The sequence below is a fragment of the Streptomyces sp. NPDC059499 genome, assembly GCF_042749285.1.
Classification (GTDB): domain Bacteria; phylum Actinomycetota; class Actinomycetes; order Streptomycetales; family Streptomycetaceae; genus Streptomyces.
On the sequence record NZ_JBHYTT010000006.1, the window covers coordinates 347,098 to 357,303 of the forward strand.

Annotated in this window: 21 protein-coding genes and 1 pseudogene; all 22 read left to right on the forward strand. The window is 71.2% G+C overall.

Annotation, left to right across the window (positions count from 1 at the left end; translation table 11 throughout):
• The first annotated feature begins 55 nt into the window (after positions 1–55).
• The 22 genes and pseudogenes from ACFW9O_RS17570 to ACFW9O_RS17675 all read left to right on the forward strand — a co-directional run bounded on the left by ACFW9O_RS17570 (position 56) and on the right by ACFW9O_RS17675 (position 10,185).
• Positions 56–325: a hypothetical protein gene (locus ACFW9O_RS17570; protein ID WP_384610263.1), complete on the forward strand. Its 270-nt coding sequence runs from the start codon at positions 56–58 to the stop codon at positions 323–325.
• Positions 322–576, forward strand: coding sequence for a hypothetical protein (locus tag ACFW9O_RS17575; protein ID WP_384610265.1), 255 nt, complete (start codon positions 322–324; stop codon positions 574–576). The genes ACFW9O_RS17570 and ACFW9O_RS17575 overlap by 4 nt, the downstream gene beginning before the upstream one ends.
• On the forward strand, positions 573–1,025 hold the full coding sequence (locus ACFW9O_RS17580; protein ID WP_384610267.1) for a hypothetical protein: 453 nt from the start codon (positions 573–575) through the stop codon (positions 1,023–1,025). Before ACFW9O_RS17575 ends, ACFW9O_RS17580 begins: the two co-directional genes overlap by 4 nt.
• Positions 1,022–1,222 (forward strand): hypothetical protein, encoded by a 201-nt coding sequence (locus tag ACFW9O_RS17585; protein ID WP_384610268.1) that lies wholly within the window; start codon positions 1,022–1,024, stop codon positions 1,220–1,222. Before ACFW9O_RS17580 ends, ACFW9O_RS17585 begins: the two co-directional genes overlap by 4 nt.
• Entirely contained in the window at positions 1,219–1,398 is a 180-nt protein-coding gene (locus tag ACFW9O_RS17590; protein ID WP_384610269.1) for a hypothetical protein, read from the forward strand. The genes ACFW9O_RS17585 and ACFW9O_RS17590 overlap by 4 nt, the downstream gene beginning before the upstream one ends.
• Positions 1,395–1,592, forward strand: a complete 198-nt coding sequence (locus ACFW9O_RS17595; protein ID WP_384610271.1) for a hypothetical protein — start codon at positions 1,395–1,397, stop codon at positions 1,590–1,592. The genes ACFW9O_RS17590 and ACFW9O_RS17595 overlap by 4 nt, the downstream gene beginning before the upstream one ends.
• On the forward strand, positions 1,589–1,825 hold the full coding sequence (locus tag ACFW9O_RS17600) for a hypothetical protein (protein ID WP_384610273.1): 237 nt from the start codon (positions 1,589–1,591) through the stop codon (positions 1,823–1,825). The genes ACFW9O_RS17595 and ACFW9O_RS17600 overlap by 4 nt, the downstream gene beginning before the upstream one ends.
• Entirely contained in the window at positions 1,822–2,064 is a 243-nt protein-coding gene (locus ACFW9O_RS17605) for a hypothetical protein (RefSeq protein WP_384610275.1), read from the forward strand. The genes ACFW9O_RS17600 and ACFW9O_RS17605 overlap by 4 nt, the downstream gene beginning before the upstream one ends.
• A 97-nt stretch (positions 2,065–2,161) precedes the next feature.
• Positions 2,162–3,088, forward strand: coding sequence for a YqaJ viral recombinase family protein (locus ACFW9O_RS17610; RefSeq protein ID WP_384610277.1), 927 nt, complete (start codon positions 2,162–2,164; stop codon positions 3,086–3,088).
• Positions 3,085–3,918, forward strand: a complete 834-nt coding sequence (locus ACFW9O_RS17615; RefSeq protein ID WP_384610279.1) for a recombinase RecT — start codon at positions 3,085–3,087, stop codon at positions 3,916–3,918. The genes ACFW9O_RS17610 and ACFW9O_RS17615 overlap by 4 nt, the downstream gene beginning before the upstream one ends.
• Positions 3,918–4,115: a hypothetical protein gene (locus ACFW9O_RS17620; RefSeq protein ID WP_384610281.1), complete on the forward strand. Its 198-nt coding sequence runs from the start codon at positions 3,918–3,920 to the stop codon at positions 4,113–4,115. Before ACFW9O_RS17615 ends, ACFW9O_RS17620 begins: the two co-directional genes overlap by 1 nt.
• On the forward strand, positions 4,112–4,306 hold the full coding sequence (locus ACFW9O_RS17625; RefSeq protein WP_384610282.1) for a hypothetical protein: 195 nt from the start codon (positions 4,112–4,114) through the stop codon (positions 4,304–4,306). The genes ACFW9O_RS17620 and ACFW9O_RS17625 overlap by 4 nt, the downstream gene beginning before the upstream one ends.
• 26 nt (positions 4,307–4,332) lie before the next feature.
• A pseudogene (locus ACFW9O_RS17630) lies at positions 4,333–4,593 on the forward strand (WhiB family transcriptional regulator); the annotation flags it as partial.
• 916 nt (positions 4,594–5,509) lie between these two features.
• On the forward strand, positions 5,510–5,950 hold the full coding sequence (locus tag ACFW9O_RS17635; RefSeq protein WP_384610284.1) for a hypothetical protein: 441 nt from the start codon (positions 5,510–5,512) through the stop codon (positions 5,948–5,950).
• On the forward strand, positions 5,947–6,612 hold the full coding sequence (locus ACFW9O_RS17640; RefSeq protein ID WP_384610286.1) for a hypothetical protein: 666 nt from the start codon (positions 5,947–5,949) through the stop codon (positions 6,610–6,612). Before ACFW9O_RS17635 ends, ACFW9O_RS17640 begins: the two co-directional genes overlap by 4 nt.
• Positions 6,609–6,782: a hypothetical protein gene (locus ACFW9O_RS17645; protein ID WP_384610288.1), complete on the forward strand. Its 174-nt coding sequence runs from the start codon at positions 6,609–6,611 to the stop codon at positions 6,780–6,782. The genes ACFW9O_RS17640 and ACFW9O_RS17645 overlap by 4 nt, the downstream gene beginning before the upstream one ends.
• Positions 6,779–7,921, forward strand: a complete 1,143-nt coding sequence (locus ACFW9O_RS17650) for a DNA cytosine methyltransferase (protein ID WP_384610289.1) — start codon at positions 6,779–6,781, stop codon at positions 7,919–7,921. Before ACFW9O_RS17645 ends, ACFW9O_RS17650 begins: the two co-directional genes overlap by 4 nt.
• A 78-nt stretch (positions 7,922–7,999) precedes the next feature.
• A complete protein-coding gene (locus tag ACFW9O_RS17655) occupies positions 8,000–8,449 on the forward strand; it encodes a hypothetical protein (protein ID WP_384610291.1) in 450 nt (149 codons plus the stop codon).
• Positions 8,450–8,523: 74 nt separating this feature from the next.
• The gene (locus tag ACFW9O_RS17660) at positions 8,524–8,961 is read left to right on the forward strand and encodes a hypothetical protein (RefSeq protein ID WP_384610293.1); all 438 of its coding nucleotides are present in this window, start codon (positions 8,524–8,526) and stop codon (positions 8,959–8,961) included.
• Positions 8,958–9,185 carry a hypothetical protein gene (locus tag ACFW9O_RS17665; protein ID WP_384610294.1) on the forward strand — a complete coding sequence of 76 codons (228 nt, stop codon included), beginning with the start codon at positions 8,958–8,960 and terminating at the stop codon, positions 9,183–9,185. The genes ACFW9O_RS17660 and ACFW9O_RS17665 overlap by 4 nt, the downstream gene beginning before the upstream one ends.
• Positions 9,182–9,607 carry a hypothetical protein gene (locus ACFW9O_RS17670; protein ID WP_384610295.1) on the forward strand — a complete coding sequence of 142 codons (426 nt, stop codon included), beginning with the start codon at positions 9,182–9,184 and terminating at the stop codon, positions 9,605–9,607. Before ACFW9O_RS17665 ends, ACFW9O_RS17670 begins: the two co-directional genes overlap by 4 nt.
• Entirely contained in the window at positions 9,604–10,185 is a 582-nt protein-coding gene (locus ACFW9O_RS17675) for a hypothetical protein (RefSeq protein ID WP_384610296.1), read from the forward strand. The genes ACFW9O_RS17670 and ACFW9O_RS17675 overlap by 4 nt, the downstream gene beginning before the upstream one ends.
• Positions 10,186–10,206 lie beyond the last annotated feature (21 nt).

Sequence of the window (10,206 nt, forward strand, 5' to 3'; positions counted from 1 at the left end):
CCGGATGCGACCCCCACGGCTTCACCTCAATCACTGCAACGAAATCGAGGACACCGTGTCTCAACAGCTTACCGACCCCACGAACTTCCCCGCCGGTGACCGGCGCCCGGTTCTCGTCGACCTGCCCACGCCGCCCGCTCCGGAGCTGTTCGCAACTCCCGAGGGCAGGCAGTGGCGTTACGCCGGGACGAAGGAGGACGGGCTCCGCTACTTCGTTCCGTCGCACCTCGACCCGGCGAAGATCCCCAGTTGGAACTGGGCGTCTGAGGCGTACCTGAACGCCGAGCTCGGCGACGTCACCCCGGTTGCGCAGGTGGCGGCATGAACGCCCGCGACGCAGTACGCAAGGCGCTGCTCGCCTCGACCGGTACCGCCACCCCCGAGTGGCGCGAGTGCTTCAGCACGGACGGCAGCGACGAGCCCACCGGTATCGCCCCGGTGTGCACGGACGAAGACCACGAGCCGGATGACGGCAGTGTGTACAACTGCTGCCCGGAGCCGGTCATTGAGTGCGGGTCGCACTCGACCGCCGCGTACGTGGTGGAGCTGCTGAACGCGGACCGGGGTGCGGCATGAACGCCCGCCGGGTGAACGCGGCGGCCGGGGTCATCCTCGCCGCGCAGAAGAACAGGCAGACGGCGGCCGAGCTGGCTCGGTGGCGTGAGCGCACCGAAGAGGCCGAGGTCGGAGAGGCCCAACTGCGGGGCCAGGTCCGAGGTCTTAAGGCCTACATTGCCGAGCTGGAGGCGCTGAAGCCCGCGCCGATCCAGACGTGCCAGTCGTGTGGCGCGGGCTACGACTACGGCCACCCGTGCTCGGTGTGCGAGTTCAAGAAGCGGGTTGCCGCCGAGCTGGCGAAGCCCAGCGCCGAGGACCCGCACGACAGTCCTCGCCACCACACGTACGAGCTCGGCCGCGACCTGCCCGAGGTGACGTGGGTGGACCCGTGCCACCCCTGCGGCTGCCCGAAGCGGTTCGATCGGCACTCCTGGGGCTGCCCCGCCCTCCCCGAGGTGACCTCGTGACCGCGGACACGGCCGCCATCGCGTGCCTCTCCGTCGCCACGTTCGCGACCTGCTCCATCCCGGTGCTGCTCCTCGCCGACGCCGACCACCTCACCCCGGCCTGCGTCCGCAGCACCGCCCACCACACCGCCACCGCCGTGCGCCACCTGCCCCTCACCGGGGCCGCGCTCCTCATGCTCCTCGGAGGCACCAAGTGAAGATCACCCGAGCTATGCGGTTCTTCCGCTTCTTGGCCACCGCCCGCCCCGCCGAGGTGGAGCCGGAGCCGTTGGGCCCGGCCGAGCAGGCGATGGCCGAGGACGGGTTCACGTCCCTCACCCGGTACCTCGCCGTCCGCCCGTTCCCGCAGCAGCAGGACCGGAGCGCGGCATGAGCGGCCTCGTCGTTCGCCTCCTCCTCTGCGACGGGGTCGACGACGGCGAGGTCTGTGACGCCGAGCTGACCGCCACCACCGATGTCCGCTCCCTCGCCCAGCTCCGCACCGTGGCGTTCCGCGAGCACGGCTGGTCCACCCGGGGCGGCGACCACTGCCCCGCCCACAACACCGGGAAGGCGGCCACCACATGACCGGACCCGAGCACTACCGCGAAGCCGAGCGTCGCCTCCTCATGGCCTGGGAGGAGGACTCCCCCCAGGAGCGATCCACGCAGCTGGTCGCCGAGGCGCAGGTGCACGCCACTCTCGCCCTCGCCGCAGCGACCGCGCTGAACGACGCCGAGGAGGGCATGCCGCTCTCCGTCAGCCGGGCGTGGAAAAGCGCGGCGGCTGTCAGCAACCAGCCGGGCGGGGGCCAGCTGTGAGGAACCCGACCGATGCCCGGCTGACCGTGCTCCGCGCGCTGGTCCGCGACTACCAGGGGCCGATCACCACCCGCATCGTCCAGACCCACTACGTCGCGAAGTTCGGCCCGGGTGACTGGCGTGGCAAGGCGCGGCAGGACCTCGCCCAGCTGGCCGGTGAGGGGCTCCTCGTCCTCGACGACACCGACCCCGGCCGTCGCGTGTTCCGCCACCACCAGCCCTACGGCGGTGCCCGATGAGCAGCCGCCGCGCCCCCCGCGCCTGGCTGTGGCTCATCCCCAGCCTCCTCATCTGGGCAGCCATCGGCGCCCTCGTAACCATCCTCTGGGAGTCCGTGTGACTGACACCGCGCTGGTCGGGGCCCTGGCCCCGGCCGCCCGGCCAACCGTCCTCGGATGGTTTGAGCCCGGCACCACCGAGTGGCACGCCGCCCGCGCGGCTGGCATCGGCGGGTCCGAGATCGCCGCCGTCATGGGCATCAGCCCGTACGAGAGCAGGTTCTCTCTCTGGCACCGCAAGCAGGGGCTGCTTGCCCCTGTCGAGGAGTCGGAGGAAATGTACTGGGGCAAGGTCCACGAGCCTGGGATCTGCGCCCGGTTCGCCGCCCTTCACCCTGAGCTGGCCGTGTCCCTGGCGCCGACGTACGCCGCTGCCGGGCACCCGTGGATGGTTGCGAACCCGGACCGGCTCATCATCCCCGCCCCCGGTGCCGACCACCCTGTCGAGATCGTCGAAGCGAAGACCGCCCGCGACGACCACGGCTGGGGCAAGCCCGGCACCGACGAGGTCCCCGTTCACTACCGGGCCCAGTGCCTCTGGTACATGCGAGTCCTCCGCGTCCCCCGGTGCCACGTCGCTGTCCTCATCGCCGGGTCGGAGTACCGCGAGTACGTCATCGAGTACGACCAGGCCGAAGCCGACCTGATGCAGGCGGCCGGCGCCGAGTTCATGCGCACCGTCCGCCAGCACGAGCGCCCCGACATCGACGGTCACACGGCCACGTTCCAGACCATCAAGGCCCTGCCCGAGGGCCAGGACGACATCGACATCGAGGTGTCGACCGCCCGCCGCGACCGGTACTTCGCCGCCCTCGACGCAGCCAAGGCAGCCGAGGACGAGAAGCGGGCCGCGGCCGGCCACCTCCTCGACGAGATCGGCACCGGCCGTCGCGCGGTGTGCGAGCGCCGCACCATCGCGACCCGCACCGTCCGCGACGGCCGCACCTACTCCCTTCAGCCCGCCCGGAACCGGAGCACCTCATGACCACCAACACCGTGTCCACCGCCGTCGCCGTGCAGGAGTCCGGGCCCGGCGCCCTCGTCGCCCAGTGCCGCGGGGACATCGAACTCGTCATGCCGTCCCACCTGCAGAAGCGGGTCGGCGCCTGGATCCGCACCACGCAGGGCCTGCTACGCCGGAACGAGAAGCTGCTGCAGGCCGCACAGAACGACCCCGGACAGTTCATGTCCGTCCTCCTCGACGCGGCCCGGCTGGGGCTGGAGCCGGGCACCGAGCAGTACTACCTCGTTCCCCGCTGGAACAAGGCCAAGCGGTGCACCGAGGTCACCGGGGTTCGCGGCTACCAGGGCGAAATCGAGCTGATGTACCGGGCCGGTGCTGTGTCCTCCGTGATCGTCGAAGTGGTCTACGACCAGGACAAGTTCGAGTACCGGCCCGGCCGCGACGACCGCCCGCAGCACGACATCGACTGGGACGCCGAGAACCGTGGGGAACTCCGCCTCGCCTACGCCTACGCGGTGATGAAGGACGGCGCGACAAGCAAGGTCGTCGTGCTCAACCGCGGGCACATCGCAAAGGCCATGGCCAAGTCCGACAGTGCGAGCGGCAAGTACCCCCACCTCTCCCCGTGGAGCACGGACACCGAGGCCATGTGGCTGAAGACCGCCGCGCACCGGCTGACGAAGTGGGTTCCCACCTCGGCCGAGTACATCCGCGAGCAGCTCCGGGCGCACGCCGACGTCGCCGCCGAGCAGCAGACCCCCGCCCCGGCCGCATACCTGCCGCAGCCCATCGATACCGACGACGACGAGGACGGCCCGATCGACGCCGAGTTCGTCGACGAGGGGGCCTGATGTTCCGCGACCTCCTGCACCCTCACGGCCGGCACCGTGCCGTCCCCGTCGCTGAGTTCCGGATCGCCGACCTCGTGCCCGGTACCCGGTGGCTGGTCTGCACCACCACCACCTGCGCACACAACACCACCCGCCACATCCCCGACGGCACCCGCTACCGGTGCACCGGATGCCAGACCCTCAAGGGGGACCAGTGACCGCGCCCAACAGCGAGACCAGCATGGTCGCCATCGACGGCACCGACGCTCTCGCGTTCGTCATCATCCGCCCGGGCACCACGGAAGGCAGCGTCTCCCTGGAGGCCGCCGCCCGCGGCATGAGCAAGAGCGCCGCCGCCTACGTCCTCCGCCACATCGCAGACCAGTGGGACGCGGAGGAGGGCCAGTGACCGCCATCTTCCGCTCCCTGACCAAGCTGGTCCCCGACACCCTCGAACCCCCGGACCGGTGGCAACGGCAGGCCGAGTGCGCCAACCCGCTGTACGACCCGGAGATGTGGCACCCCGTCGGCACAACGACCGGCGCCCAGCAGCAGACCGCGGACGCTAAAGCCGTCTGCCACACCTGCCCCGCCGTGGACACCTGCCTGCGGTGGGCCCTCGAAATGCGCGAGGACACCGGGGTGTGGGGCGGCCTCGATGAAGAGGAGCGCCGCCGCATCCACCGGCGCCGGGCTGCGGGAACCTCCTCTCCGAAGCCGCGGCCGGGAAGCCTCGCCGAAGCCGTGGCGCAGAAGTCCATCACGCTGCCCAACGGGCACACCCTGTGGACGGGATCGAACCCGGTCCGGGTCAAGGGCATCTGCTACACCCCCGGCCAAGTGGCGTGGCTCGTCGCCTACGGCAGGCCCCCGGAGGGCCGGTTGTCCGCGGGCTGCAACTTCCAGGGGTGTGTCGCCCCCGGCCACCTCCTCGACGAGGCCGGCCGGGCCGAGCGGCACGGGACACCGGCGTCATACAAGACGCATGAGCGTCGGGGCGAGCCGCCGTGCGAGGAGTGCAAGGTCGCGCGCCGGGCTGACGACAATGCCCGCCGCGCGAAGGCGGGCACCTCGAAGCAGCTCAGCCCCACCGGCTGACACCTCTGGCCCGGGGCCGCCGTGCCCCGGGCCCACCACCCGCACAACCACGATCCGTACGGAAGAAGGACCGATGGGCTACGAGCTCCGCCGGCAACTGCGCGAGGCACTGGGACCGGACATCACCGGCCTTCAGCGCGCCGTCGCTCTGGAGATCGCCGACGACGCGAACGAGAAGACCCGCGAGAGCTGGGCCACGCTCGAAGCGCTCGCCCGATGGACCGCGGCGAAGGACGCCAGTGTCGTACGGAACGCGTTGAAGCGGCTGTCTGCATCGGGGTGGGAGTTCAGAGTCCCGATCGGTAAGGGCAAGGACGGCCGGGTGTTGTACGCGGTGCCCGGTACGCGGATGACGTTCCTCGTCCCACCCTTTGAAGGGGTAGCCGTGGCTCCCCCTATGGGAGGGCAAGGGGTAGCAGGGGCACCTTCAGAAGGAGCAGGGGCTCCCCCTTCCACCCCCCAAGGGGGAGCAGGGGCTCACTCAGAAGGTGCCGTGGCTCCTTCAGAAGGTGCCGTGGCTCCCCCCTTCTCCTCATCCCCTCACTCTCCTCACGTAAATAAAGACTCTTCCCCCACGCCGCCGCCCGCCGATCACCACCTCGACGCCTTCGGAGCGTTCTGGCTGAACTATCCGAAGAAGCGTGCCCGCGAGGAAGCGAAGAAGGCGTGGATCGCCGCCCTCGAACGCGGCGCCGACCCCAAGGGCATCGTCGACGCCGCACAGGCGTACGCCCGCGAGCGCGCCCAGCAAGACCCCACCTTCACGAAGTACCCGGCGACCTGGCTCAACAAGGGCTGCTACGACGACGAGCCCGACCCGTCACCCGGCCTGCCCCAACTGCGCGGCGTAGTCGGCACCGTCGCCCCGCTCAGCCCGCAGGCCGCCCGACGGCAGGCCAGCCGAGACGTCCTCGACCAACTCACAGACCAGCTCCGCGCAGGAGGCCAGCAGTGACCCCCGACCAGATCCCCCAGCTCCTCAAGCAGGTCAGCTACGCCGACCCGCGCGTTCTCCCCGAAGACCCCAAGGAGATCGCCGGACTCGCCGGCCTCTGGGCCGTCGTCCTCGCCGACGTCCCCGCCGAGTTCGCCGTACAGGCCGTCGGCGCCCACTACGCCAAAAGCCCCTACCCGATCAAGCCGTCCGACATCAGCACCCGTTGGCAGGCCCTCGTCCACGACCGGATGTCCCGCCACACCGGGACGTTCGAGCCGACCGCACACCCCGAGCTCGACCCCGACGACGAAGCCGGGTTCCGGCAGGCACTTGCCGCGGAACGCCGGGCCGTCGTCATGGGCCACCAGCCGCCCACCCCCCTCGCCGCGATCACGTCCGGGCCCGCGGCCGAGGAGGTGGAGCGCCGCCTGAAGGAACTCGGTACGTACATGCCGCCGTCCGTCCGCGACGCCCTCGCCCCGTACCGGCCCGCTGCCGCAGCCCGCGTGACCGCCATCCGCGAGGGACGCACCGACGCCCTCGCCATCGCCTGCCCCGTCGGCACCTGCCGCGCCACCGAGAAGCAGCCGTGCACCCGGCCCGGCAAAGGCGGACGCCGCCACCGCCTGACCAACCCGCACCCCTCCCGCATCGACGCCGCCACAGGAGCCGCCGCGTGAACACCAACCCGTTCCCGCCCGCCGCCGTCGACGCCCTCGCCGCCGGCCTCGACAACTACCGCCTCGCCACCCCCACAGCCGAACAAACCCCCGCCGATGCCGCCCTCACCGCAGCCGAATACCTCGTCGCCCTCGGCTGGGCCATCCACATCCCGGAGGACCCCGCATGACCACCGCCCTTGACCGCACCCGCCGCCTCCTCGACCAACCCCCGGCGGAACCCATCCCCGGACAGCTCGCCGTATCCGTCAGGAGCGACATGGACAACCTGATCGTCGAAGGCTTCCACGGCCCCGGCGGATGGGCCGAAGGCCGACGCATCCTCGGCACCACCAACCGCGCCATCGGCCTGGAATGGGACGCCAACGCCTGCGCCACCGCCACCGCCGCCGGACATACCGTCATCCGCTGCGACGTCGCCCAGTACCCCACCGCCCCGTTCCTCGGCCGAGTCAAAGGCAAGGTCGACTCACCGCCCTGCCAGGCCTGGACAAACGGCGGCCACCGCCTCGGCCTCCAAGACCAGCCCCACGTGCACCAGGCAGTTGAAGACCTCGCCCACGGACGCGACACCCGGGCCCAGCTGCTCACCGCATGCAAGGACAAGCGGTCGCTGCTCGCCGCCGAACCCATGCGCTGGCACCACGACCTGCGCCCCGAGTGGATCGCCATGGAAGAAGTCCCCGCCGTCCTCCCCCTGTGGCAGCAGTACGCCGTGCACCTCCGCACCTGGGGCTACAGCGTGTGGTGCGGCATCCTCAACGCCGCGGACTACGGGCTCGGCCAGGCACGCAAGCGCGCCATCCTCATCGCGTCCCGCGTCCGCGACGTCACCGCCCCGGCCCCGACCCACACCGAGCACCCGGCCGACGACCTGTTCGGGGACCGGCTCCTGCCCTGGGTGACGATGGCCGACGCCCTCGGCTGGGGCTACACCCAGCGCCCCGCCCCGACCGTCACCGGCGGCGGCGCCGAAACCGGCGGCGCCGAACCCTGGTCGTCAACCAGCCGACGGGCCATGCGCGAAGCAATGGCCAACCCCGGGCACTGGGCCCACCACAAGCCCGCCCCCACCGTCACCGGCACCGTCGGGCACGTCGGCGGAAAGCAGGCCGGCGGACACCTCAGCCTCACCGTCCAAGAAGGCGCCGTCCTCCAGGGCTACCGGCCCGGCTACCCGTTCAAGGGCAACAAGGGAGAACGCTCCCTCCAGGTCGGCAACTCCGTCCCCCCGCGGTTCGCCGCACACGTCCTGTCCGCAGCCACCGGCATCCCCATGCCCGCCGCGGACCTCGCCACCGCCGCATGACCACACAGCAGGGCGCCCCCGCTCGAACCGGGGGCGCCCCACCCCAGCATCACACGCCACACACCAGGAGGAACACCGATGGCCCTGAACACCGTATTCGCCACTGAGGGCGGCCACCGCTACCACAAGACCCGGGCCTGCTTCGCGTTCAACGACGGCCAGTACCTGTGGCGCTTCGACCCGCAGCAGTGGGTCCCGGGGATGCCGCAGATCATGCTCAGCAACGGCCACCCGTGGCAGGAAATGACTGTCACGGACGCGCTGGGGCACGGCAAGGATCCCTGCGCCGAGTGCTACCCGGGGCTGCGTGCCTCCCCGTACCGCGGCAACTGCGAGGACGACTTCGGCCACGAGCCGACCATCGGCACCACGCTGACCGGCCTCGCCGAGACCGTGTGTTCCCGCTGCACCGAGCGCGGCGTCTGGTTCGGCACCGTCACCGAGCTGCGACCGGTCCACATCCTCTGGCCCTGCACCTCGGCCATCGTCCTCGGCCTCGTCGACCGCCAGCCCGCACTTCCCGCCTGACCCCACCCCCCGGCCCGGGGCGCCACCGCCCCGGGCCTCCGGTTCCGCCCCGACACCCGTGCAGGAGACACCCAATGACCGACACCACACCCACCGCCGAGACCGCGCGCGTCGTCGTCGACGTTGACCGTGACGGCTGGACCAAGCAGCTTCAGCTCAACATCGCGAAGCTGGACGATAACGACCGCGGCATGGGCTTCCGCCTGGCCGGCCCGAAGTACAACGGCAGCAGCACGAACCTGCTGCGCACCGAGCTGGACGAGCGGGACGCTGCCGAGATCCGGGCAATGCTTGACGCCGTGTTTCCGCTGCCGGACAGCGCCCCGGCCCGGCAGATCCTCGGCACGGGCGAGCAGCCGGAGACCGTGGCGGCGCCCGTCACCATCCACGCCTGCCCCGGGCCCGACGACAACGGCATGAGCCCCTGCTGCCACCGCCCGCCGTTCGAGTTCCGCGGCGAGCGCATCACCCGGGACCCGGCCTTTGTCACCTGCCCCGGGCCCTCCTCGTGAGCGGCCCGCGCCTCGCATCCCTCCTGCTGCTCCTCGCCCCGGTGCTCGCCCTCGTTGCCCAGCTGTTCAGCCTCGACCGGTACCACCGCCGCCACGCCGCCTGGGTCGCCCACCAACGGGCGCTGTTCGGGACGGAGCAGCAGGACAACGCAGCACTCGCCGCCGGGGCTGTACGCGACGGCTGGACCCAACCTGACGCCACCCGAGAGGACACAGCCGCATGAACCGCGAGGACCGCTTCCTCATCAGCCGCAAGCCCTTCGCCATCAACCTGTCCACCGTTACCGGCGAGCAGCACCCGCGCGGCGACAAGCACGCGTTCAGCGGGACCGCCACCGCCGTCTGGTACCGCCGCAAGCAGGGCGTCACCCGGGCCTGCATCGGCGAACTCGGCCTGTGGAGCCACTACCTGCCCGAGCCCCTCGACCTGGGGGACCCGCAAGCGATCCTGTCCGCCGACCTCGACGGACGGTACGGCGGCGACTGCCACGGCCGGTGGGACGGCGAACGCTACTGGGGCGCGCAGAAGCCCGAGACGATGGAGATCCACCTCGCGGTACTCCGCCCCATGCTGCTGGACCACCCGGTCATCCCCACCGGATTCGACGGCTGGTGGACCTACCAGACCGAGGGGGCGACCCGATGAGCGAGCAGCGCGCCACGATGACCGACGACGAGATGATCCACCACCTCCTCACCCGCAGCTTCGACGGCGTCATCCTCCACGGCGAGCAAGACCACCTCCGGGAACTCGTCCGACAGTTGCAGGCCGAGCGGGACACCGCCCGGGCCCGCCACGCCGTCCCCGACCGGACCACGCTCCCGGACCTGCACCACCGCATCGTGGACGCACTCGCCACCGCTTACCCCGACCCGCCGTTCGATGCTGCCGACCTTGGTCATCTGGTGCTTGCCGTCCGCGACAGCCACGTCGAACAGCTGGAGCAGCAGGTTGCCGCGCTCACCGCCGGGCAGTGCACCCACGCCCTGGCCATGTGCGAGCAGCACCACACGACTCCCGTCGACGGGTGCCCCTACCCGCGGTGCATCGCAGCACGGAAGCGGGAGACCGAGCGGCAGCCGGACTTCACCAGCCCTCTCACTGGCATCGAAGTGCGTAACCCCTGCCCGTACTGCGGCGACCACCAGCTGATCCCACGCCACCGCATGGCCGAACACATCGCCCGGCTCCACCCCGACGAGCGCCGCCCCGCCACCGCCTGACCCGGCCGCCCGGACCCCCAC